At 55.9% G+C, this 23,444-nt stretch carries 21 protein-coding genes and 7 pseudogenes; 10 read left to right on the forward strand and 18 right to left on the reverse strand.

Going from position 1 to position 23,444, the window contains the following annotated elements; translation table 11 throughout:
* Nucleotides 1-96: 96 nt before the first annotated feature.
* From IPI80_RS00140 to IPI80_RS00185, 10 genes and pseudogenes are all read right to left on the reverse strand, one after another.
* On the reverse strand, nucleotides 97-816 hold the full coding sequence (locus tag IPI80_RS00140; RefSeq protein ID WP_413855989.1) for a hypothetical protein: 720 nt from the start codon (nucleotides 814-816) through the stop codon (nucleotides 97-99).
* A 278-nt stretch (nucleotides 817-1,094) separates the two neighbouring features.
* Nucleotides 1,095-1,532 (reverse strand): hypothetical protein, encoded by a 438-nt coding sequence (locus IPI80_RS00145; protein ID WP_413855991.1) that lies wholly within the window; start codon nucleotides 1,530-1,532, stop codon nucleotides 1,095-1,097.
* Between the two features lie 240 nt (nucleotides 1,533-1,772).
* Entirely contained in the window at nucleotides 1,773-2,171 is a 399-nt protein-coding gene (locus IPI80_RS00150; protein ID WP_413855993.1) for a hypothetical protein, read from the reverse strand.
* A 76-nt stretch (nucleotides 2,172-2,247) separates the two neighbouring features.
* Nucleotides 2,248-2,772: a cupin domain-containing protein gene (locus tag IPI80_RS00155; protein ID WP_413855995.1), complete on the reverse strand. Its 525-nt coding sequence runs from the start codon at nucleotides 2,770-2,772 to the stop codon at nucleotides 2,248-2,250.
* A gap of 30 nt (nucleotides 2,773-2,802) precedes the next feature.
* Nucleotides 2,803-3,069, reverse strand: a complete 267-nt coding sequence (locus IPI80_RS00160) for a hypothetical protein (RefSeq protein WP_413855997.1) — start codon at nucleotides 3,067-3,069, stop codon at nucleotides 2,803-2,805.
* Nucleotides 3,070-3,119: 50 nt separating this feature from the next.
* Nucleotides 3,120-4,715: a class I adenylate-forming enzyme family protein gene (locus tag IPI80_RS00165; RefSeq protein WP_413855999.1), complete on the reverse strand. Its 1,596-nt coding sequence runs from the start codon at nucleotides 4,713-4,715 to the stop codon at nucleotides 3,120-3,122.
* Nucleotides 4,716-4,752: 37 nt separating this feature from the next.
* Entirely contained in the window at nucleotides 4,753-6,243 is a 1,491-nt protein-coding gene (locus IPI80_RS00170) for a hydantoinase B/oxoprolinase family protein (RefSeq protein WP_413856001.1), read from the reverse strand.
* 22 nt (nucleotides 6,244-6,265) lie between these two features.
* A complete protein-coding gene (locus tag IPI80_RS00175; RefSeq protein ID WP_413856003.1) occupies nucleotides 6,266-6,640 on the reverse strand; it encodes a hydantoinase B/oxoprolinase family protein in 375 nt (124 codons plus the stop codon).
* A 24-nt stretch (nucleotides 6,641-6,664) separates the two neighbouring features.
* Nucleotides 6,665-8,737, reverse strand: a complete 2,073-nt coding sequence (locus tag IPI80_RS00180; RefSeq protein WP_413856005.1) for a hydantoinase/oxoprolinase family protein — start codon at nucleotides 8,735-8,737, stop codon at nucleotides 6,665-6,667.
* A gap of 687 nt (nucleotides 8,738-9,424) precedes the next feature.
* Nucleotides 9,425-9,833 (reverse strand): annotated as a pseudogene (locus IPI80_RS00185) (IS6 family transposase); the annotation flags it as partial.
* 211 nt (nucleotides 9,834-10,044) lie between these two features.
* Here IPI80_RS00185 and IPI80_RS00190 point away from each other — a divergent pair.
* On the forward strand, nucleotides 10,045-10,674 hold the full coding sequence (locus IPI80_RS00190) for a DUF938 domain-containing protein (RefSeq protein ID WP_413856007.1): 630 nt from the start codon (nucleotides 10,045-10,047) through the stop codon (nucleotides 10,672-10,674).
* A 57-nt stretch (nucleotides 10,675-10,731) separates the two neighbouring features.
* On the opposite strand, the gene IPI80_RS00195 is transcribed toward IPI80_RS00190, so the two are convergent.
* Nucleotides 10,732-11,166: a cytochrome b/b6 domain-containing protein gene (locus IPI80_RS00195; RefSeq protein ID WP_413856009.1), complete on the reverse strand. Its 435-nt coding sequence runs from the start codon at nucleotides 11,164-11,166 to the stop codon at nucleotides 10,732-10,734.
* Nucleotides 11,167-11,303: 137 nt separating this feature from the next.
* Here IPI80_RS00195 and IPI80_RS00200 point away from each other — a divergent pair.
* The 4 genes and pseudogenes from IPI80_RS00200 to IPI80_RS00215 form a co-directional block, all read left to right on the forward strand.
* Nucleotides 11,304-11,908, forward strand: a pseudogene (locus IPI80_RS00200) (tRNA-uridine aminocarboxypropyltransferase); the annotation flags it as partial.
* A 155-nt stretch (nucleotides 11,909-12,063) separates the two neighbouring features.
* Nucleotides 12,064-12,189 carry a hypothetical protein gene (locus IPI80_RS00205; RefSeq protein WP_413856011.1) on the forward strand — a complete coding sequence of 42 codons (126 nt, stop codon included), beginning with the start codon at nucleotides 12,064-12,066 and terminating at the stop codon, nucleotides 12,187-12,189.
* 34 nt (nucleotides 12,190-12,223) lie between these two features.
* Nucleotides 12,224-12,492: pseudogene (locus IPI80_RS00210) on the forward strand (diguanylate cyclase domain-containing protein).
* A gap of 289 nt (nucleotides 12,493-12,781) precedes the next feature.
* The gene (locus tag IPI80_RS00215; RefSeq protein ID WP_413856013.1) at nucleotides 12,782-13,126 is read left to right on the forward strand and encodes a hypothetical protein; all 345 of its coding nucleotides are present in this window, start codon (nucleotides 12,782-12,784) and stop codon (nucleotides 13,124-13,126) included.
* Nucleotides 13,127-13,288: 162 nt separating this feature from the next.
* Here the strand turns inward: IPI80_RS00215 and IPI80_RS00220 are convergent.
* Nucleotides 13,289-13,858, reverse strand: a pseudogene (locus IPI80_RS00220) (DNA-3-methyladenine glycosylase I).
* A gap of 108 nt (nucleotides 13,859-13,966) precedes the next feature.
* On the opposite strand from IPI80_RS00220, the pseudogene IPI80_RS00225 reads away from it, so the two are divergent.
* Nucleotides 13,967-14,650, forward strand: a pseudogene (locus IPI80_RS00225) (FMN-binding negative transcriptional regulator).
* A 301-nt stretch (nucleotides 14,651-14,951) separates the two neighbouring features.
* Here IPI80_RS00225 and IPI80_RS00230 read toward each other — a convergent pair.
* The 3 genes and pseudogenes from IPI80_RS00230 to IPI80_RS00240 form a co-directional block, all read right to left on the reverse strand.
* A pseudogene (locus IPI80_RS00230) lies at nucleotides 14,952-15,451 on the reverse strand (lytic transglycosylase domain-containing protein).
* Between the two features lie 76 nt (nucleotides 15,452-15,527).
* A complete protein-coding gene (locus tag IPI80_RS00235; RefSeq protein WP_413856015.1) occupies nucleotides 15,528-15,863 on the reverse strand; it encodes an EamA family transporter in 336 nt (111 codons plus the stop codon).
* Between the two features lie 93 nt (nucleotides 15,864-15,956).
* Nucleotides 15,957-16,121, reverse strand: coding sequence for a hypothetical protein (locus IPI80_RS00240; protein WP_413856017.1), 165 nt, complete (start codon nucleotides 16,119-16,121; stop codon nucleotides 15,957-15,959).
* A 180-nt stretch (nucleotides 16,122-16,301) separates the two neighbouring features.
* On the opposite strand from IPI80_RS00240, the gene IPI80_RS00245 reads away from it, so the two are divergent.
* Entirely contained in the window at nucleotides 16,302-16,973 is a 672-nt protein-coding gene (locus IPI80_RS00245) for a helix-turn-helix domain-containing protein (protein ID WP_413856019.1), read from the forward strand.
* Between the two features lie 116 nt (nucleotides 16,974-17,089).
* Here the strand turns inward: IPI80_RS00245 and IPI80_RS00250 are convergent, their stop codons facing one another.
* Nucleotides 17,090-17,302: a hypothetical protein gene (locus IPI80_RS00250; RefSeq protein ID WP_413856021.1), complete on the reverse strand. Its 213-nt coding sequence runs from the start codon at nucleotides 17,300-17,302 to the stop codon at nucleotides 17,090-17,092.
* A gap of 59 nt (nucleotides 17,303-17,361) precedes the next feature.
* The gene (locus IPI80_RS00255; protein ID WP_413856023.1) at nucleotides 17,362-17,613 is read right to left on the reverse strand and encodes an Rrf2 family transcriptional regulator; all 252 of its coding nucleotides are present in this window, start codon (nucleotides 17,611-17,613) and stop codon (nucleotides 17,362-17,364) included.
* A gap of 257 nt (nucleotides 17,614-17,870) precedes the next feature.
* On the opposite strand from IPI80_RS00255, the gene IPI80_RS00260 reads away from it, so the two are divergent.
* Together IPI80_RS00260 and IPI80_RS00265 are read left to right on the forward strand one after the other, a co-directional pair.
* The gene (locus tag IPI80_RS00260; protein WP_413856025.1) at nucleotides 17,871-18,083 is read left to right on the forward strand and encodes a hypothetical protein; all 213 of its coding nucleotides are present in this window, start codon (nucleotides 17,871-17,873) and stop codon (nucleotides 18,081-18,083) included.
* A gap of 42 nt (nucleotides 18,084-18,125) precedes the next feature.
* Nucleotides 18,126-18,293, forward strand: coding sequence for a hypothetical protein (locus tag IPI80_RS00265; protein ID WP_413856027.1), 168 nt, complete (start codon nucleotides 18,126-18,128; stop codon nucleotides 18,291-18,293).
* Between the two features lie 3,143 nt (nucleotides 18,294-21,436).
* Here IPI80_RS00265 and IPI80_RS00270 read toward each other — a convergent pair.
* Nucleotides 21,437-21,739, reverse strand: a pseudogene (locus tag IPI80_RS00270) (DUF3297 family protein).
* A 1,461-nt stretch (nucleotides 21,740-23,200) separates the two neighbouring features.
* Between IPI80_RS00270 and IPI80_RS00275 the strand changes: the two are divergent.
* Nucleotides 23,201-23,444 (forward strand): hypothetical protein (locus tag IPI80_RS00275; protein ID WP_413856029.1); only part of this gene is annotated, 244 nt, incomplete at its 3' end.

Below are 23,444 nucleotides of genomic sequence, written 5' to 3' on the forward strand. Positions count from 1 at the left end.
GTCTTGCGCTTCTCCTTGATCGGGGATACGAGACTGCGCTCAGCGCCCCGTAAGGTATTGTCAAGCAGGGGCCGTCAAGTTGACAAAACACTGTGTTTAGTCATTACGCAGAAGTTCGATCAGTTCATAATACGTTTGCATGTAGCCACCAACGCCACCTTTCAGAAATACGTAATTGCCATCGTTGGTGCACCAAACATCGTAAGGCGGGTGTTCCTCTGGTAACTGCCCGGCCGTATCGACGTAGCGGAAGTGCAGCGAGTCAAAACTTCCAGCGGCGACAGAAATGCGCTCGGGACCGACAAATTCCAGTCCAAAGCCAAGACGAAACAACATCGGACCGGTCGCTCCTCGGTGGTCAGGTGAGGTCAGCATCAAGTTCGGGAAGAACTGCTTGCCCGGACCATTGGCAAGATCGTAGATGCGAAGACACAGAGCATCGCCGCATATTGGATGGGACCCAAGCCAACGCACACGCTCCGTCAATTCAAGGCGTTGTGAGAGGCGGCCGTCGCGCCGATTAATCGTCTGGCACTCGGCGTATTCCGGTGTAAAGATCATCAGACCGGTACCCTCATACTGGTCGCCCACGGTAATGCGTACCGAGCAGTCCAGTGGGTACCAGTTGGAATCCATGGCCAAGACCACGTCACGAATCACGTTCGGAGCGTCATCAATTTCACAGTGAGCATGCACCAGACGCACGTCATCGGCCTGGTCCGTGATGCTGAAATATTCACGCCCGCGCTCTTGCCCAAGCCGCTCGGGTTTTGTGCTGGTATAGCGGATCGTGCCGCGGAGAGTTTTGTGTTTCATTGGAACCTTTATGAGAGTCGAGTTCGAGTACCGATACGGGGCATTTCCTGGTGACTATGTAGGCCATTTGAAAGAGGCGAAGGTCCTACAAGGTCTTGGCCAGCAATCCGATCCCAGTGACTCGTCCTTCACCCGCTACGGGTGAATTAGCCACAACACCGCTCATAGAAAGGGAGTTGCAGAACATCGCCAAGCCGGGACACAAAAAAAGCGAATTCAGAAACTTGCTCAGCAGCATGGAGTCCATGGTGGCAATGCAATCACCCAATCAAAACGGCTTAGTCGCACCTAAGAATGCTGTCGTTGGTATCAGCATCCAATTCAGATACGCAATGATTGAGACCAATCACATGGGTAAGCGAATAGACAAAGACCTTGGCCGAATACCATTTCGCCTGTCCGAACGGGCTGTACCACAAAAGTGATGACACTGATGCGAGCATTAACACCGCGATGATCACAAGGCGGATGGCTTCGTCGATTTTTGTTAGCCTCAGACCTATATCGGTATCGCGCAAATAGGACGCCGACAAGCACGAGGCAAGCCAACCTGCAAATAGAACCCACATCAGCACAAGCCAGTCAATACCAAGTGGTTGCGCGCCCCAGAGATATCCCATGTGAAGTCCAAGGGGCAGCAGAAGCAGGATGATGCCGGTACGCGCCAGAATGTCGATACGACCGGCCGTTTCCATGTGACGTTGACGAACTTCCATCGAAAGCTTTTGATTGATGGGTTATAGGATGTCTGAAATACCCCCCGATTCGCCACCCACCCAGTAAACCATGGCGACGATATGTAACCAACGCAACATATTGACTTCATGAATTTCCATGTTTTCTATTCTCCAGTTCAAATCAAATTACTTAGGCGCAATTGCACACAAGTTGCTGAGAAAAAACTACTCGGATGGCATACCACTTTTTCAAAATATCGTCAGTAAGGCGAGCAGAATTTAGTGGCCGTGATCATGCGCATGATCATCGCCATGGTGGTGGTGTCCTGCTTCGCCATGGCTATGGGTGAAACCAAGGCTAGGATCAGGTTCAGACGCCTTGTGTGGGCCACCAACACGTGGCATCGTTGCTTCAAAATCTTCAGGCCCGTGCGGATGGTTGTGACCATGCTGCACTATCCACTTATACAACTCCGGATCACGTTGCGAAAGCTTCGCTACAGCACGAACTTGATTCTCTTCAACGCTGCTCCAAGGGTTGTAATGAAAGTAGTTGAACAACTTGGAATCCACGCGCCCCAATGCTACACAACCCTGCTCGCTGGCAAAAGCACCATGGTTGATGTAAGCAGGACGCCAGAAATAACCGCCGGTTGGCACCGTACCAAATTGCATCATCCAAGAATCCCCCCATAGGTGGTACGACTCTTCAGCGCAATCATGGTAGGAAATATTGTCTTGCCAGAAGTGGGGGTCATGCAGTACAAAATGTCAATGCATGGGTCCTATCGTTGAAATTTAGCAGTTTGATTAAGCATCCCGTCGCCACACTCGGCTTGGCGACATTGCCAAGCGCCCAGGGGATGTCGTTGTACGAGTCGGTTTGGTGGAAACGGTCTGTCCGACATAGTGGGTGGTGGGTGTCTGACTCAACAAGACTAGGCTCGCCGGTGTTGTACATCATCAGTAGTAGGCAACCTCCTTCGCTTGAAATTTTGGGCTGGGAGTACCCTGCGGGGAAGAACACGTAATGGCCCTTGCCTACTTTCTTGGTGCCCAGTTGCACCTCCCCCTCTATCACCAGCAATTCAAGTTCTGACCAGGAGAAGCCGGGAGGCTGTTGGTAGCCTGCGTCGAGCTGTACCGTCATGCTACAGGCTCCGGTATCAGTGTCCAAGCTAAGCATTTTGTAGTGCATGCCGTTGGAGAACCCCTTCATAGTCATTTTTTTGAAGGGAACGTCACGGTCGCAGAATGGTTCAATGTGAGGGCGTGCCATGTTTAGCTTTCTTGAAAATGGACAAAATACTTAATAAACAACCTTGTGAGGACCGCTTGGTTTTACAGGAATGTCTGCCAATTTGACTTTCATGCGCTGGTCACCATCGACGTTGAAACCGCGGTTCTGAATACGCTCAAGAAACTCGGCGTACCATTTCTCCCGTGTCGGGCTCATCTCATCCATGGCCTTGACAATGCGGTCATAGCGAGCCTGTTGATCCTTGATCTCTTGGTCCAGCCAATCTCTTTCTTGTGCTGAGCGTTCATGCGGAATAAAAAGGGTTTGAAACGACATAGCTGTGCTCCTATAACGTTAAGTTGATTTGTTTTGAAAAATTGTCATTGCTAAATCTTGCGATCCTGCTGTTGCCAGTACGGTTCACGCAATTGTCGATGCAGTACTTTTCCTGTCGGGTTTCGGGGAAGGGTGTCAACAAAGTCGATCGTTTTTGGCTTCTTGTAACCTGCGATCCTCCCGTCACACCAAGTAATCAAATCCTGTGCAGAAATAGTGCGGCCTGGTTTGAGCACTACAATTGCTTTGATGGATTCACCCCATTCCACGGATGGCACGCCAATCACTGCGACCTCATAAACCGATTGATGAGACTGCAAGACCCGCTCCACTTCCGACGGATATACATTGAACGCTCCGGTCACAATCAAATCCTTCTTGCGATCCACCAGATAAACGTAGCCGTCCTCATCAATGCGCGCAAGGTCACCAGTAAGCACCCATCCATCGCGAATCGCCTCCGCTGTAGCTTGCGGATTGCCCCAAAACCCAACAATATTGGCTTCAGTACGCACACCAATTTCACCAACGGTTCCGACGGGGACACTAAGACCCTTATCGTCAAAAATGGCAACATCAACAGCGACTTGCGGTTTACCACATGAAAGTAGCCGGTGCTCATAGGCAGGGTCGGTCAATGCGAGCTCATGATCCGCAGGCTCCAACACGGTGCCCGCGGTACCAGTTTCAGTGGATGCGAAAGTTTGCCGGAATCGACACTTTGGTAGCTTGCGTTTAGCTTCGCGCAGCACCGCGACTGGTATTGGTGACCCTCCGTAAAGAATGGTATCCAGTGCGCTAAGGTCGTACTGTTCAAAATCCGGTCGTGCAAGCAGTCGCTGTATGGTGGTCGGAACCAGATTGGTGAAAGTGATTTTCTCGCGCGCAAGTGTTTCCAATGCACGCTCAGCATCAAAATTCACTATCACACTGGTAGACCCGACATACGCCGCGCAGTAAATACCGGCGGTGCCTGCAGCTGAGTAAAGCGGGGAGGGCAACATGACACGGTGCGTGCCTCTGCTTCCTATCGCGTGCACATGAACAAACATGCCCAACAACGTGCTGCCGTGCGTGTAGATAGCCCCCTTTGGGAAGCCAGTGGTGCCACTGGTGTAGAGCAGCATCGACGGCTCATCATAGGCCAGCGGGGTGTCCAACACAGGCTCAGACGGATCTCCGAGCGCGACCATAGTTTCGTAATCGATGACCGATTCATCTTCAGTTTCAATACCAATCAGCAGTTCGCATGCCGCCACCTGCGCCATAGCCAATTTGGCGTTTTGCAACTCGGATTTGGCAACAATTAGCATGCTCACACCTGAATTTTCAAGTATGTAGGTGATCTCAGGTGGCGATAGTCGATTGTTGATTGTTACCACGATCGCCCCCAACTTGGACAACGCAAACGATGACTCGACCCACTGATGACTATTGCGTGCAAATATTCCAACTCGATCACCTCGCCTAACACCAAGCTCACGCATCGCATTGGCAAAGCGGCAACTCCTGACGTTAACGTCGGACCAACTCAACCGGACGTCCTCGAAAACCAGACCTAGTTTGTTTTCGGAAACGCGCGCGTTTCTACTGAGAATGTCACCAACCCCCGTGAGTCCACCGAAAATTCCAGGCCCGTTATGCAAAAGATACCCCCGTCATAAACATTAATTGCTGAAAACGTCAGGCAAATGCGCCAGACTTCTTCATCCACTTGGCAAATACCGGAGGTTTAGGGGGTTCCAGGAACGTCTCTTCCTTGCATCGGGCGCGCAACTCCTCAATGGTTCCACCCCGGTCGAACAATTCAATCTTGCCTCGTTCTGCGGCCATCTTCTGTCGCAAGGCATCTGTTGTGGCGTTATCAACAGTGAAGTCCTCTCGAACCACGACACCGTAGCCACGTGCTCCTTTGACCGTGACAAGTCCGCGTCGGCAATCCAGCGCTACCAAGTCCGCAGATCGTTCCAATGGATCTCCCCAGCCGCCGCCACCCCACGTATTGAAGTAAAGAATGTCGCCTTCTACAACCTTGATGCGGTCGCATTTGGCTGGCAGCCACGCTTGACTTCCGTCTTGACGCTTCAGCAACTTGTTACTGCGCGCACCAGGCTTTCCACCATTAACTCCCCAAGGATAGGTTAACCAACGGTCATCATGGATTGAGATTTCGCCTGTCGCCAAAAACTCATAGGCGGTACACACGCCATTGCCGCCTCGGTGCTTTCCTACACCGCCAGAATCGGGGATGGAACTGTATTCAACAATACGGAGTGGGAAGTAGCTCTCCAGAAACTCATTAGGAACATTGGTAAAGGATGGCCATAGGGAGTGTCCGTCGGGTCCGTCACCGGCAGGACGTCCCGGGATACCCCCAAATCCAATCTGAAATAGTTGGTACCACTCCCCATTCTTGTCATAACCCGAGAACATTAGGTGCGGGCTATCGGAAAAGCCAGCTGCGTTAAGCGCCTCGGGGGCACCTTGCCCCAAAACGCCACCCATGACGTCGAATATGCGCCCCAGCAAATGCGTACGACAGGAAAGTGCTGCTGGACGCCTAGGTTTGAGAATGCTTGCTTCCGGGATATTTACCTGCACCAATTCGTAGAAACCGTCATTAAACAAAATCTGAGGATCAAACAAATTGATGAAAAATGCCCCCAAAAACATCTTGAACATGTCTTCATTTAGAAGAAAATTGACCGAGCTAATCGACTGAGGGTCAGTGCCTGTGAAGTCGAAGATCGCCCTGTCCCCCTCTCTCCACATCTTGCAGGCGATCTTGTAAGGGCCCATACCGACTCCGTCGTCATCGATGTAGTCCTCAAAATACTGCGGCTTTTCCGGAATCACCATCTGAATAATAGAACTCATGGCGCGACGGTTGCGATCAAGCATTTCCCTCATTGCTGCAATGTATTGGTCAACACCAAAACGGCTGATCATCTCCTGCACTCGACGTTCGGCCAGGCGCAAAGCGGCAACGATGGCATCAAAGTCAGCACGGTTCCAATGCGGCATGCGACAGTTACGTAGAAGCAGTGCGTGCATTTCTGAATTCAGTTCTCCCTTGCGGTAAATCTTTATCGGAGGAATCTGCAACCCTTCTTCAAATATCTGTGCCGCGTCAGTAGGAAGGCTGCCTGGTACTTTGCCTCCGATGTCAGTCATATGTCCGAACATGGCGGCCCAACTAACGATGCGGCCCTTGGTGATAAATCGGCATCATCGTCAGCCAGTCGTTTAAGTGACTAACTGCACCATCGCACGAGTAAGGATCGTTGGTGAGGAAAATATCGCCTTCCTCGATGGTTCCTTCATAGCCCTGGACAAATCCATGAATGAAGGAGCCGAATTGGCCAACAACCATCTTTCCATCGTTATTGGCAATCATTGGGAAAGCATCATGCTGCTCTCGAATTCCGGGCGACATGGCTGTACGGAATAGCACCGCATCCATTTCCGTTCTTGCGTTGCGTAGCGCATTCTCAATGATGTCCAGTGTGATCGAATCAAGCGCGACCGACTGGAAAGGGGTGTTGTCAGTTTGGACAATTTGTGCTGGCATGATGAATGTTCTCCGGAATGCGACTCAAACGTTTGGGCTGATAAGGATATTCCCCACAGCATCCACTTCGCCGGTATGACCGGGCAGAATAAGTGTTGTTGTGTCCATCTGACAGATGATTGCCGGGCCAAGAATGCGGTTACCTGCGATGAGCTTATAACGGTCATAAATCTTGGCTTTGTGATGAGCCCCATCAACAAAAATGGTCGAGTCCTCCAGCACTGCCCGAGAGGCGTCTGCATCGCCCTTAGGCAAATGCTCGGCCCGCACGTTGGTTTCAGGACCCTGAACAATTGCTCGGAGGCTGACTAACTCCTGCTCGGCGTCAAGTGCAAAGGTGTACAACTGAGTATGCATTTCGTCAAAGCGCTTTGCCACTCCGGAAATCCCATCCGCCTCCAATTGGGCGTGTGTAGTACCGACGCTTAATCGCATGCCCTGACCCTGATATCGCACATCAAGCTGATAGTCAACTGTCTGGTGTTCGTCGGCAATGTTTTCGGCGTGCAGGGCTCGTTTGGCAATGGCCGTCAATTCGTCAAGAATCGAAAGCACCTCGGCAGTTGATGTCTCCTTGAACCGGCGAATAAACGTCCGCGACGCCTCGTCGCGCAGACGAGTTGTTGCATCACCATACGCGCAAAGCACCCCAGGTCCCGGCGGAATAATGACTGGCCAGGAGCCAGTAAGACGACCAAGCGCATTGGCGTGCAGTGGGCCGGCTCCACCAAATCCGATCAGCGCAAAATCCCGCGGGTCATAGCCCTGTTCGATGGACACCAAACGTAACGCACCAAACATATTCTCGTTCACAATATTAATGATGCCTTCCGCCGTCTCATGAATCGACTTGCCTAACGCTGTGGCAATGGGTTGGATGGCCTTTTCGGCGAGCACCCGGTCAATCTTCATGTCACCGCCCAAGCGAGATGACGACGGCAAATACCCCAGAACCACATTAGCGTCGGTGACGGTTGGCTTCTCCCCACCCTTGCAATAGGCTGCAGGACCAGGGTCGGCACCTGCACTTTGTGGTCCAACGCGCAGGGCCTTGGTGAGTTCTGGAACATATGCGATCGAACCGCCACCAGCACCAACCGTGCGCACGTCAATAGAGGGAGCGCGCACCGTCACATCAGCAACACGTGTTTCGCGTCTGGCTTGCGCCACTCCGTTCTGGATCAATGCCACATCTGTAGAGGTTCCACCCATGTCGAAAGTCAACAGATTCCTGAAACCCGATTGATGCGCGATCCATTGTGCCCCCGTGACCCCGCCTGCAGGGCCGCTCATCAATAGGGCCACCGGATTGGCACGTGCTGCGTCAACGGCTGCCAGGCCACCATCCGACCGAAGCACGTGCAATTTCACACCAGGTGCCTGACGCTCCAATTGGGTATAGAGGTTGTGAATATAGCCAGAGACTTTTGGACGAACGTAGGAGTTGACAACAGTAGTCTCGGTGCGTTCATACTCATACATTTCGGGGATGACATCAGAAGAGATCGATACGGGAACTCCCGGCATAGTCGCTTCTATGATCTCACGCACTTGTTGCTCGTGTTTCCCATTCGAATACGCATTGATAAGACAAACCGTCATCGCCTCTATGCCCTGCCCCTTTAGCATTTCGAGACTGGCTCGCAGTGCATCTACGTCAAGCGGAGTCACAACATTGCCGCGTGCGTCGATTCGTTCATTCGCTTCTGTTGTCAGTTCAAGAGGCGCCAGCAACGGTCGCTTGTTATAGCTCACCCATCCTCCGAGACCACCAGGAACAAACGAGCGGGCAATCTGCAATACCTGTCGGTAACCATTGGTTGTAACAAGTCCGACTCGAGCACCCGTGCCTTCAAGGACGGTATTCGTTGCAACCGTTGTGCCGTGCATGACGTGTGTAATCAGCCGTGGGTCGATGGAGTTTTGTTCACAAATTTTGGCGATCCCGTTGAGAACACCTACTGAGGAGTCTGTCGGTGTAGACGGAACCTTGGCCGAATAAGTCTTCCCACTTCGCTCATCGATAAGCAGCAAGTCGGTAAATGTGCCTCCCACATCTACACCCAGCCGGTAACTGTTTGATGTTTCATTATTCACGGGTATCTCCTTCGCTCCATTGTTTGGCCGAACTAAACTCGGCACATCGGTTTTGATTGGCCTTTGCGGAACCATGTGGCTCATTGAAGTATTGACTTATCTCGCAGCGTATTAATACGGTCTTGGTCATAGCCGAGTCAATCGCTGAGTACCGGTTGGATGTGCTCGCCCAACTTGGGCGGGGCCGTAAATAGCCCATCAGACTGCCCAGACATCTTGTCCGGGTTCCCTAGAAACACTTGGCAGTGCGTATAAATGCTAGTCATGCAGTTGTCACTAGCAAATTTCTTGCCAACTCTTGTGATATGTAAAGACGGCGTTCAGCTTAGGAAGCTGGACGACAGAAATTATCCATTTACGTTGTTTTGGTTTGTTTGGGTCCCTCACCCCTTGGCTTGTTCAAATTAATTGCTCCTGCATGATTCTTTAGAGGTCGAAAATATTTCGAGCGGCGGTTGTATTTCTGCCGTCTGGAATCCTAGAAGTCGCAATGAATTGCTCTCAAGACTTTCGCGTTTTGGAACATCTGAGACATAGACGAAACGTCAGGAACGTCAGTTTGAAACACCTGCATAACACTATCGATTCCGCGCCAACAGGGTGATCACCACTGTGTCCGCTGGCTTCGATCCTGATCGTCGGTCTGTAAGTTGACCTGTCCAACAAAGCCGCTTTGCTCATTGAAAATCAGAATGCCAGACTGTAGAACTGGTTTGGCTGCGGACATGACTTGACCACCGGGGCAGTGCAACTGCCCCAACTTGATCATGTGCGTAGTCTCGATTCCAGCGATCAACTTTTGCGCACTCCAAAAGGACTTGAAACCCATCATCGGGTTTGTCACTTGTTTCACGCCCCGGTGGTCTTGTTCGTCAATGTTGTTGAGGTATTTTGATTGGCGTAGTTCGATGTTCAAACAGACATCAACGTTGACACTTTTGATGGCCGTCGTGTTGGCTGCGCTTTTGTCGAAGGTGATCTTCTCTGGCTGGCCAAGCAGATTGATGGCGCGGTACAGATATTTCCATTGGCCGGCGACTTTGATATAGGTTTCATCGAGCCGCCAACTCATCCCAACCGGGCACTTTCGGCGGCGTGTTGGGGGACCACAATTACCTTTGCCGGTTAGCGACAACTCTTATGCTGGCCGGGTGTGGACCGACCCTGACGCCAAACGCCTTCGGGAACTGGAACTGGGGAACGCGCGGGGGGCGCGCGGGGGGGGGAGGGGGGCCGGCCGGCGCCCCACCCGGCGCGCCCGGGGGGGGACGGCAAGGCTCAAGCGGCTGTTCACCTGAGCACCTAGCGTGCAAACCAACCATCCTCGACTTTTTAGCGCTGCTGCCGAGCGCAACTGCGTGCCCATTCTGGCGGAACTGAAACGCCTGCTGCCACCACAAGGGCTGATGCTGGAAATTGCCAGTGGTACGGGGCAACATGCGGCGCACTTTGGCGCAGAATTGACTGGTTGGCGCTGGCAGCCAACTGATTTTGACCCGGCTTCATTGCCTTCCATTAGCGCCTGGTGCGGCGATCTGGCCAACGTGCTGCCGCCACTGCGGTTGGACGTACTCACTGACCCATGGCCTTGCGAGTTGCCGCACACGGTGGATGCGATGTACTGCGCAAACATGCTGCATATCGTGCCCTGGGCTTGCACTGCTGCATTGATGCCGGGGGCTGCGCGGCAACTGTCATCGGGTGGTGTGCTGATCACATACGGTCCCTACCTGGAAGAGGGCGTGCCGACTGCGGCAGGTAACTTGGAGTTTGATGCAGATTTGCGCTCCCGCAATCCTGCTTTTGGCCTCAGGCAACTGTCCATGGTGGAGGTAGAGGCGCTGGCGGTTGGTTTGCATTTGCAACGTCGCGTGGCCATGCCAGCCAACAATCTGCTGCTTGCATGGGGCAGGTTACGCGCGAACTCCGTAGCGTGATGGGCTAGCCTAAACAGTCCTGGCACTTTACATTTGCCCGAATCTCTGAAAAACTATTCACCGAACGAATAGCTTGCCGGCTAACGTTGCCTGCGCCCCCCATGGCAGCATGGATAGAAGTACGCCGTCCTTGAGCACAAAGTGGTGGAAGATGGCAGCTGCGGAGGGCATCTGGTCCACACGAATGCCACCAAGCAGCGTCAGGGCATGCCCTTCACTGCCCAGCGCCAGGAGCGCAGTTGCCGGTAGCGCAAACATCAGTGTCCACAGCGCCAGATGCACAAGCTTGGCCATCATTTGCATCCAACTGGCCATTTGCAACTGTGGCGCCGCCGGGCGAAATGCCACCCAGATCAGACGCAACAAGGTCAGCAGCAGAACCAATAGGCCCAAGGATTCGTGCCAGACGATGTCGCTTCGCGTGGCGGGGTCGACCCCCTGGCGCATAAGCCGGCCAAAGCCCTCTGGCCCGAGGATGAATGCGATGGTCACGACGATGGCCGTGACCCAATGGAATGCGCGGCTGAGAAAATCGTAACGGGGTGAGGGATGGCAGATTCATTGTTGTCCCTGATAGTTGATCGTATTCTGAACCTTTGCGTGTTAAAGCAGTATTGATCCGGATAACGATGCATCCGTCCGGTGTGGAGAATGTCGCCATGCCCCGCCCCATCTGCCCTCGCTGCCAACGACCGCAAAGCACTTGATATGCTGCTTCGTCACCCCACGGCGCATGCCACCGAGGTGCTGATCATGCAGCATCCGCTGGAAGTGCACGAAGCGAAGAATACGGCTCGCCTGCTGCACTTGAGCCTTGCGCACAGTCGGCTTGTGGTAGGCGAGAGGTTTGACGATGCTGTGCTACACGCGTTGATTGCGGAGCCCCATGCCACCGTGCTGCAGCACCCAGCCACTGCACACAAAGGCCACGCCGCGCCCGCATCACTGGACGCTGTCCAGCTGGCAGACCCCAGCAAGTTGCGACTGGTAGTGCTGGACGCCACCTGGCGCAAGAGCCGAAAAATGTTGCACCTGAGCCCGCTGTTGCAAGGGCTGCCGCGACTATCGCTACAAGAGGTGCCAGCGTCTGGGTACGGATTCGCAAGGCGCACAAGCCTGGACAACTATCCACGTTGGAGGCGACCTGTGCAGCACTGGCACAGCTAGAGGGGCGCCTCAGAGGCTTGCGCCGCTGTTGTTTGCGTTCAGCGGGTTTGTGGCGCAACAGATGGCCTTGGCGGCACAACCCATTCATTTCTCTCGCCCCGTGGTGTGCCGACTTTGTAAGAGAATGTGCCAACGGTGGCGCTGCAGCCGGGATGGGGGAGAATGCGTGCAGATTGGGGGTACACTGTGCTTGTCTATATCCTCGCATCCATTGCGGTCCTAATGGGCATCGCGACATTGGTTTTGACCATCCAGTTGCAGCGTAAGCGCCGCGACACACGCCAACTCCAGCGCTACGTGTCCAAACTGCAAAACGCAGAGCGGACACTCAAAAACATGCTTTTTTGATCCCTTAACCGGACTGCCCAACCGCTTGTTGCTGATGGACCGCTTCCAGAGGGCCATTCAACACGCCAAGCGCAGCCGCACCCAATTTGCGGTGCTGATGGTGGACCTGAAAAGTTCAAGGCGATCAACGACACCTATGGCCATGCCGCCGGCGACGAGGTGCTGGTCACCATTGCCCAGCGGATGGTGTCACTGGTGCGTTCGACCGATACGGTGACCCGCCTGGGCGGTGACGAATTTGTTTTGATTATTGAGTCGCTCACTGAACGCGCGAACAAATTGGAACGTTGGGCCAGAAGCTGATTGACTTGCTCGCGAAGAGATCCTGCTGGATTCCGGTGAAGCGGTCAGTCTGGTGGCAGCGTTGGCTTTGCCTGGTATCCCTCTGACGGCGATTCCTTGAAGGAGATCTGGAAGTGGCGGACGAGGCCATGTACTTGGGTAAGACATCGGGGTTGATGGCACTTTGATGCGGGGCGCATCGTGCCACAATGAACCCAATTCCATTGCACGACTGGCTCACCATGAACATGCTTTCCAGAATCATCCTGATCACCACAACCGCACTGACCGTGGCACTGTCACTGGCCGCTTGCACTCTGTAGAGGTACAAAACACACAGGCCGCCAAGGAGCTCAAAGCAGAAACGCGTGTGCCCGGTACGGCCTACAACGGCTGGCGGGTGTTTCCAGGACAAATGTGCGGGTTGCCACGGGCCGGCCGCTACCGGCCGGGGAACGCGCCCAATCTGGTGGTGCGCATGCGCGATGTGGGTCCGCGCCAGTTTGTCGATCTGGTGCTCAAGCGGTACGACTGGGGTCTGGGCTCCATGCAGGCCAACCATGCCGGCGTAACCTGGGACACCATGGTGGACGATGTTATGCAAAACAAGCAAGGTTCATTGACCATGCCCGCCTGGGAGGGCGAACCCGCGTGACGGCGCACATCACCGATCTGTATGCCTACCTTTCCGCTCGCGCACAGGGCACGCAAGGCCGGGTCGCCCCGCGCCTTAAGCGTTGAGCGCGCGCGGGCGAAGAGAAGTCCGTGCGCGCCTGCAATGCCCGCTGACGTGCTGTGCAGCCTTCCAGGTGGTCGTTCACCAGCTCATGGCCTGCATGAAGGCGTACATGGTGGTGGGGCCAACAAAGCTCCAGCCACGCTTGCGCAAATCTTTGACAAGGCTATCGATTCCGCCGACGTGGTGAGTCCGCTCAGGCTTTGGTAGGTTAGCCGCTCTGGCCGGGTGGTTGGCTGCGGTTCAAATTCGCCAAAAGTAGGCTGCCAGCGAACCAAACCGCTGCGCAGCGCCTGGGCTCGCTGGGCGTTGTTGATGGTGGATGCAATCTTGCCACTGTGGCGCACAATACCGGCGTCCAGTACCAAGCGCTTGATTCGGCCTCGCCAAAAGTGGCGACCTGGTTCATATCGAACCCGGCAAAGGCCAGCCGAAAGGCCTCGCGTTTGTTGAGAATGGTGAGCCAGCTCAAACCCGCCTGAAGCCTTCCAGGCAGACTTTCTCGAACAGACGTCTATCGTCGTTGACGGGAAAGCCCCATTCGTGGTCATGGTAGTGCTGGTAGGCGGATGTTGAACGGCACCACACGCAGCGGGTGACATCGTGGTCATCGGTAAAGGTGCCGGTGGGCACAAGTTTGTCATCGGTCATGGCAAATTTTCTGGAGGGTGTGGGGCGCAAAGACCACCGCACGAACAATCACACTAACTGATAATGTGTACAGTATATTGCCAGCAGTCGAGCCAAAAAGGAAGCACTATGTACCTGCCGCCGCACTTTGCCGAAGAACGCCCTGAAGCATTGCACCACCTGATTGCGCACAACCCCCTGGGGGCGCTGGTTGTAATGGGCCCCGACGGGTTGGACGCCAACCACATCCCGTTTGAGCTGAATGCCGAAACCGGGCCAAACGGCACCCTGCACGCCCACGTGGCCCGTGCCAACCCGGTATGGCAACAGATGTGCAACGGCGACCCGGTGCTGGTGATTTTCCGGGCTGAAGAAGGTTATATTTCACCCAATTGGTACCCCAGCAAACACGAAACCCACCGCCAGGTGCCAACCTGGAACTACCGGGTCGGCATGCGCATGGGCACATCCAGATTCGCGATGACGAGAAATACGTGCGTGGTCTGGTCGGCCGGCTGACTCCGCGAGCACGAGCGCCGTACGGGAGACGCCAAACCCTGGACCATGGCGGACTCCGACCCGGCCTACATCACCAGCATGATCCAATCCATAGTGGGGGTGGAAATTACCATTGCGCGGCTTGCAGCCAAATGCAAACTCAGCCAAACAAAGAAGCACGTGACCGCCAAGGCGCGGTTGACGCCCGCATGCCCACAGAAACCACGCATTGGCCGAGGCCATGGCCACTACGCTAGAGCCCCAAGCTTCCACACCCAGTTCGAGGCTGACCCTGGGCAATCAGTTCGCGCGTAAGTCATAAGCGGCCGTAACCGCTTTTTCTTCACCGGGGTAGTCATTGTGAACACGGTGGGGTTCCAGCATGGGCCTTCAACCGTGCAAAGTCCGGGTCACGTTCGAAGCTGACCCATGCAATCCAACGGCCGGTCGGTTCCCGCTGGGTTGAAATCGATGCGCAGCGCCCTTCGTGCTCAAGTAGGGATAGGCAGACATGGACAACTCCTTATAAAAACCAACCAGGGTGCCAATTTAGCCACCCCGCCGGTAAATTCAATACACCAGACGCCACCGACAAATCCATAACAGAAAATAGGCTCTAGCCCTCGTGGAATATAAACAAACCGCTACCAAATAAATAGCAACCACTATCCCCGCAGGAGTTCCGTAGCGCTGGAACAGTATTTTGACCCGCTGTACATAAACCTGGTCTCAGCATAAGGCGGCACACCGGCGTATTTTTGTACCGCTTCGGGGCCGGCGTTGAGGCGGCAGCGGCCAGCGTGACGTCGTTCTGAAGCGCGCGAGCAAACCGTGCGAGGTACTGGGCCCCACCGCGAATATTGTGGGCCGGGTCACCGGCATGCGCCACACCCAGCATGCGCGCGGTGCCAGGCATCAACTGCACCAAACCCCCGCTCCCTTTTGTGAGCGGGCACTGGCGTTGAAATTGGATTCGGCGTGGATGACGGCCCGTAGCAGCGCCGGGTCCAGATCGAACTGGCGTGCCGCCTGGCCAATCTCGTCTGCATATGCGTCCAAGTTCAACTTGGTGGTATTCCAGTTGATGTTTGAACCCTCACACCGCAGGCGTAACACGACGGGCGGTACACCACACAGGCACCCTTTGGCAGGCGGAACGTCGGAGAAGGTGGGCGTGCCACCCTGCAGCGACTTAAAAATGCGCGGCCCTTGCCAGATACTTCAGAAGTGGCCAACAAGGGCGCGCACAGCAGCACGGCACCCAGCACCAAGGGAAGGCAACGGTTTTCAGGGGCGAGTAGAGACGCTGAAATGCGCACACCACATTGTCCAACCAACGCCCACCACTGACCAGCACAATGCCCAGCAGCACCGGAATCGCGCCGATCAGAAAGTTGGGTTCGATTGGTTCGTTCAGCAGCCATGCGCCAAAAACTATGCCGAACATGGGCGTCATAAACGAGAAAACGCCGCCATGTAGAGGAACACCGCCATGTGAGGTATTGGTGTGGCGCAAGCCTTCACCCACGAGTAAAATTCCAGGGCAAATAACCCACCTACCACCAGGCCAGGCCCAACGCGCCGTCGGTGATGCGCATGCGCTCGCCGCGCAGTGCCATGGTCATCCCACCAGCAGTGCGGCCACGCCCGAGCGCAGGCCAATCTGCAAAATGGGCGCAATGTCGGGCGCCGTGGCCTTGAGCACCACCTGCCGTATGTCCCACAGGAGGCAAATCACCATCATCGAGCCGATGGCTGTGGAATCGAGTGCCCTGCGCGTGTCCATGGGAAAATTTTCCGGGTGATTGCGGTGGTTCGATTATGGAGTTGGCTGCTTTCGCAATATAGTGAATAACTGACAAGCCATACGGGCAGAGCCGCCAAACCATGCCCATCCTGCAACCTGGGCTCGAAATCCCCTTGTCGGCCCGGGAGCCGCCGGCGCCCATCATGTTTCGCAGCGCGTATGTGCCGGGCCGCTGGTCTGTACCCCGAGCACCAGCACGCCTGGGCGAGTTTGTCTACGCCTTCAGCGGCGTCAGTGGAGGTCAAGGTGGTCGGCCACCACTACCTGGCGCCACCGCAACACGGCATTTGGCTGCCACCAGACGTGGAGCATGTGGGCCTGAACCGCCATGAGGCTCACCACTGCTCGCTCCACCTCTCACTGGCTGCGTGCGCGGCATTGCCCCGCCAGCCTTGCGCGTTGACCGTCAGCCCCTGTGCGTGCCTTGCTGAACACCTGCAGCAAATGGGCGCGCACCATCTCTGCAATGCAGCGCAAGAGCGGCTACAAGTATTGGTGGACCAATTGTCAACGCGCCCAGCGCTGGCAGCTACTTGCCCACTTCGACGACCCGCAATCAGCAAATGCATGCTGGAAGAACAGCTGGGCGACAACCGCTCGCTGCCCGAACTGGCCCAGGCGGCTCACACCACTGAGCGAACACCGACGCGCCGCTGCCAACGTGATCTGGGCATGTCGTTGGCCGATTGGCGCCAGCGCCTGAGGGTGGTCAAAGCCATGCCACTGCTGGAAGCCGGACAGACGGTAGAGACCATTGCACTGACCTGGGCTATGGCAGCGCATCGTCTTTCATCACCATGTTCAAACGTCTGGTGGAGCCACGCCGGATGAGTTTCGCAAAGGCGCGGCCGGAAGATCAGTTCAGCCGCAGCCTGAAAACAACGCCAAGAGCATGCCGCGGCATGCCCTTTGTGTAGCGCGTGGATGTCAATCTAGTCAGGCCTTTGCTACCCCAGGCCGCGCGCCAGTGCAAACACCGAGTTGGTGTACCGGGCGGGCCACCGGAGTGGCGTGGCTTCTGAACACCCTTTTGGCACAACTTTGCGTTCGTCCGCCTGAAACCCCTTGGCCATTTGTTCAGCCGCCAGGCTGTGCAGCGTAACCGTGCGCAGGTAGGTCACCACGGTGGACTGCAGGGCATCCCACAAATCCTGGGTCATTTCGGGCGCTGGCTGACGTTTCGCGCAAGGCTTCCTTGGGCCGGGTGTCAGCGCTGTCTTCAATGGCACCAATAATGTCGGCAACCGTGATGGCGTCCGCGTTGTGCGCCAGGGTAACCACCCGCCTGGCCCACGTGTGCTTTCCACCTGTCTCCATGCTGGCGCAACTTGGCAAACATCTGCTCCAGGTAGGACATGGAAATACGGTGGCGCACGGCCAAATCTTGTAGGGGAACGGGCGCTGGTGTCTGGCGTGAGGCCAGGCCAATCATGGCGGTGATGGCAAAACGGCTGCGGGTACTCAAACGCATGGAATCACCCTTCCAACACACATGGGGTTGGTTGGTTTGAATGTAAGGTAGATAATGCTTCGTGTAAATTCGTATTTCTAACTAATTCACTTCGATTTATACGAAACTAAATAGTCGACATGAACTTCAAACATCTCCACTACTTCTGGTTACTGCCAAAGCTGGCGGCATTATGCGCGAAGGTGAGCAGTTACACACAACACCACAAACCCCGTCGGCCCAGATAAAATTACTGGAAGATTGGCTCGGGACGCAAGTTGTTTCGCAAGAGCGGACGCAACCTTGAACTCACCGAAGACGGGCACGGCCCCTGGGCTACGCTGACCAGATGTTCACGCTGGTGCCAATTGGAGGCTGCCGTGCGCCAGGCCCGTGACGGCCAGCGCGTGCTGGACTTCAAGGTCGGCGGCAGATCTGGTCACCAATCCATCGCCCACCGGCTGCTGGAGCCCGCCTTGTCTGGTGGCTGAACCCGTACGCCTAGTGTGCAGCGAGGGCAACTTTCCTGATCTTTGGCGCAACTGGCGCTGAATCGGCTCGATTTGGTGTTGGCCGACGAACCCATGTCCAAGCGCATCAGCGTCAAGGCCTTCAACCATCCGCTGGGTCGCACCACCATGAGCTTTTTTTGTGCACCCCAACTGCGGCCCCAGCTTAAGGGTGTCTTTCCCAATGTTTGAGCAACTTTCCCTGTTGATTCCCAGTGCTCAGGCCTCCGTGCGCCAGAGCTCGAAGGTTGGCTCACCCGCCACGAGATCCTGCCACGCATCATTGGTGAATTTGATGACGCCGCCTTGATGAGCGCTTTTGGCCGTCAAGGACGCGGGTATTCATGGCCCTTACGGTGATGGAACACGTGACACGATCGAGCAGTTTGGCGTTGAGTTAATCGGACGCACCGACGAGCTGGTAGACGAGTTCTATGCCGTAACGGTGGAGAGGCGCATTACCCACCCTTGCGTGGTGGCAATTACGGATGCGGCGCGGGGCGGTTATTTGGATAATCCTTGGCGGTGGACAGCTCTCAGAACAGCCACTTAGCCCTATTTCCACTGTTGAATCACTTCCTGTGGCAGCACCGCCACCCAGCAGGGCCAGTCAGAGCATCGGCGTTGCAGTCTTAAAAGGTCAGGGCTGCAGACCAGGCGCGAAACATGTGAGTAATCGAAACACTGTTCTGTCGCTGGTTTTGGCCAACGACCGTTTTGCTTTTGGTTCAGGAAAAGTCCATGCTCCAGTCTGGAGACATACTCCAGTTAACGCCAAGAGTCTGACTGCGATCCAGCAAATTACCCACTTTCCCGCCAGCACCACGCGCCGGACCTGCGGTTCAACCGAGCGCGTGCCAGATCGATTGGGTCCACGCTGTAGTCATAAAGCGTTCACGGTCATGTAGACATCCAGCGTGTTATCTCCCAACCCTTGATGCACATCTACGCGCGTCCGACCTCGCTGTGGAATGTGACCATTGAGGGTCGACACACCAGCTTGGGAAGAGTAGCGATACAAATCACGGGCCAGTTCGAGTCAGGTCGAGTTGCTCCCTAGCCAAAGTTTGTCCACATTCCACGCCACCGAAACGCCATGCCTGTTCGACATGGATGAACTCGTCACTTGAAACCGTCAGGTGGCCAGTCACCATCCAAAGCGGCGACGCTCGCCAACCCAGGGTCGCCCGAGCTGCATCGAAGTTTCCACGTTCTCCAGAAGGCTCTGGGAAAGATCCAGACCAATGACAACCTGTAGTCCAGACGGCCCAACCGTTGCGGCCAGATTGTTGGACCAATAGCTTCGCTTCCGCTGCCGCGTGTAGGACACGTCGCCCTGCATCGCGCCACCGCCCTGAGCGTGTGCAGTGCCAATAACCATTGCCGGCACCAGAGAGGCCCTTTGCGGCAGAGACAATACACCGCAGGATAAGACCAAATTTCGAACGAAACGTCATGCACTGACTTTTACCGGTGATTGTCGGACGTTGAAAGGCACACCGCGTATTAGTTGTCCTGGCGCTTTTGGTCCCTTCGCTTTAGCCGTTTACGCAAAGCCTGGCGCTGCTCATCGTCGAGGTCATCCGCTTTTTCGCGGAACGTCCGTATGGCGTCTGGAAGAATTCGCATGACATCGCGGACTCGCTGCCTTAGGCATTTCTTTGCGCTCTTGGATGCGCCCCTCCAAATGCAGTGTGCGCGACGCCAGGAACTCGGGGCGATCAGCAGCAAGCGCAGAGCCAAGTCCCTTGCTGCGAATACATACTGTCCGGCATTTACCTGCAATTCGCCGGTGGGACTGCGAATGACGGCTGTGCCATCCATTACAGAGTCATAGGTTCCTGGATGGTCACGGGAAATTTCCGGTCCCACCACGGTTGTTTCCACGGCCCGTTCCGCGAATACCGATTGCCGCCGTCGGTGTTGCCAGTCAATATCCTGACGGGTTGATCTTGCCGATCCATCCGGTGATGGAGCGCAATGCCCCGCGCACCAGAGAGATATCAATCATCGCCTTATGGTCCTGAGTAGCCTGGGAACTGCAAAACTTTTGAAGCGTGTGTTGGGGCGCACCGCCAAGAGGCCGCCGTGCCTCGGTCACCACGTTCAGTTCACCCGTTTGTTCGGTTTGTACGGTTTGCCCAACCAGCAATTTTTGGCCCCAAGACGGAATGGTGATTGGATGCCGTCCTCATGAATGATCGAAACAGCTCCGCCGACTGCATCAACGGTACCAAATACCTGGGCCAATGCGCCCAAAGGACCATCGGTGCACAAACCAGCAAACAAAATGTCGCATGTCGCACCCCACTAAGTCGTCGCGATCGTACTGTTTTGGGTGCTGAATAGAAGATTTGGCTGACAGCTGTTTGCTTGCTTGCGGTGTACCTAACCGGCCAAATGTGCCAACACGGCGGCAGCTGACAACAACAGGGCAAACCACATTCCCAGCCGAAAGGTCCGGATCAGGATGGCATTGCAATCAACTCCAGTGGCACCGGGCGTTAAGGCCCGCGCAGTAGGCCCATGTGTGCGGTACCACTACCAAAGGCAGAGCATCCAGGGCTGACGCAGTAACAGTGCCACCAACACAGGCAACTTCAGCTTGCACTCAACAGGATGCGGCACAGACGCCACGATGCCGTCTGGCCCCACCTAATCAAAAAGGTGGCGCCGTCCGGCCAGTCGATCGTGGTACATCGCGGGCATAATAACCACCAGTGGCTGCTGCCAGCGCGATAGCCGCGGCCGCCGCCATCGCTTCTCCGATGCTGATACCGCCCGTGAGCAACCACCGTACCCAGCATGCCGCTTACCAATCCAAAGAATACAAATCCCCAGCCTCCAAAGAGTAGATAGGCAATGGGGCGCGGTTTTTAACGGACAGGCCAGCGCCGCGAACAAAGACGCAGCGCTCTTGGCGGCCAGAACGGCTTAGCCCCGGTAGCGCCACCCGAAAGAAACCCCCAAGCCGCCGGGTTGCAGCACGCCCAGGACGAGGATGGCGATTTGCACCTGGTGCGTACTCAGTCAGCTTCTCCATAGCGGTGGCACGTGGCAGGCCAGCGTTTGAGCCAATACGTTGGAGCACCCCGCGCAGAAGTTCCACGCCGGGACCGTAAGTTGGTGATGAGCTGCACTGGCACCCTGCTGCGGCGGCACCGCCGGGTCGCGTGAGGCCTCAGTCCACCGCGCCAGACTGCCACAGCCCACGCTTGGCTCCGATACACATGCCGGCCCCAACCCAATTAATAAACTGGGCGTGGCATTATTGTCGCCCTAAGCGCAGATGGACGGCGCTAACAGCTTGAGGTCAAAATGCCAGGTAAAAGACTTCAGGTAAATGTCTGCGTCGTCCAGCGGTAATACGCCCTGACTTTCGCTTTGAGCTTGATGAGCAGGGGCTTGCCCTTGCGGTCCAGGGTCTTGCGGCAGGCACCTTTGACCCAGCCTTCGCTGATAAGGTATTCCTCCACACCAGTGCGTCCGAATGCCGTTGAAGCGGATGCCAATTGCGTGCCCGAACACGGCGGCAACTGTAGTGGGGCTTACTGCGGGTCGACGGACAAGTGGTCCGGGCAGTCGGGGCGTTGTGTGGTGTGGCTGCGGTGTGGGCGCTGATGGTAAAGGCATCCCAAATGGGGTCAGTGGGAGGCCGGGGTCGACGGCATGAGCCTTGCAAACACCCAGGTGGCCCAAAACTGCACGAGGTTTCCAAAGGGAGTGATGGTGTTGCACTAGCAGCGATGTTCCTGCTGGCGGTTTGTGCCTAGCCATACGCCACAGTCCATGATGACTAAAATGAATATGCGTGTTGCAACACGCCACATTTACACGCTTCACGCAGAACAGGCGGATTGCGAGTTCACGCCCGGGCCGACGGTCGGCTGCCAGGGCATTAAGGATCAGGTTGAAAGTCGATGTGCAGAGGGCACGAAATGCGATCCTTGAACCCGGTTCTGGGCGGTCACTGGACACGAGGCCACGACACCGCCAGTCTGGGGCCGGCGTTGCCAGTCGTAGAGTGGCGAAGGGCGCCGGGATAGAGTTCGTCGTCCGTAAGACTCATAAGTTCACTCCACTCGGCTGCCCCAACTTCTCGTTGCAGTACCCACGATTCCTTCAGACCAGGTAGAAAATTCACCGGGGACAGCTAACCGTCCAAGAAACTGGAGGCCATGGCGAAGTTCACAGGTCGGTCTGCGAGCAGCTTGCGGGGCACCGGGGGGTATCTGCACGCAATGCCAGCGCGGCTAATGGCACTTCCCAGCTTCATCTTCTACCTCCAACGCCAGCCCAGAGGGAAGGCACTCGGCCAGGCCTTGGAAGGTGCCCGTCACCAAAGCCAGTGACCCGTTTGCCGTCGCTGAGATGTGCGGTCCACGCAGGTCAGAATGGGGAGCCAATCTGGTGAAATCTGGTTAAAACCGCGTCAGCTGTTCCTGCTGGATGACAATCACACTAATCGGTGAACGTGCGGGGATTGGCGGGTATGCCAATTCGCCGTCCACAGGGTGGCTTTGTGCTGAAGGGCCACCGTATTAAGATGTCGCAGTGGTTCGAACAGACGAGGTAGACACCCGTTTGCTCACAAACCACCCCCTGAAACAGCAGGCAAAACCACGTGCTCGGTGGCGCGGGCGTGGTTTCGCAGGAACAGTGGCTTGCAACCAGGACTGCGCAGACCTGCACGTCAAAGTCGGCTAGGTCTGCGTGGCGGACCAGATGGTGGGAACAGATGGGTACGGGTCCACCGAGGCCGTCGGCCGGGGTCGAACCAGCCCTGCACCACGGCGGCCTTCTCCTGCACCCATGAGGGCGCAACTCATTGGTCAGAAATGGTCTTGACATCTGGTGCACCGTGCAGCATTTCGTTGGCAACACCTTCAGCCATCGGGGCGCTGGGCCATTTAGCGCCATCTTGGCGCGGATATAACGCTCAGCGCGGGCGCAGGTCAGCGTCGGGCAGATGCCGTGGGTGGGCACCAGCCAGTCATTCCGGGATACGCGCCAGCGCTGGCCCGGTACAGCATTCTTTGCTGCTGCAGGTAGTAGTGCAGATTGGCCTTGGGCAGACCACTCTCGTTCTAATGGCAGCCATGGGTGGCACCACCAAAACCGGCACAGGGAGCAAACACCCCCTTTCTGCCGCACCGGATCCGATTCTCAGTGGCCTGGCGAATCTGGCCCTGATCCGCATCGTCTTCTACGCGCCGACGAAACATGCGACATCTGGGTCGTGCTATGACAGCGGCATCCCCACACCACGTGGGAGCATGGCGACCTTACCTGGGTCTTTCGCGATCACCCGGCGAGCTGCCACCGGCTTGCAGCACCTTGACG

Source organism: Candidatus Aalborgicola defluviihabitans, assembly GCF_016705985.1.
In the GTDB taxonomy this organism is placed as follows: Bacteria; Pseudomonadota; Gammaproteobacteria; order Burkholderiales; family Burkholderiaceae_C; genus Allorhodoferax; species Allorhodoferax defluviihabitans.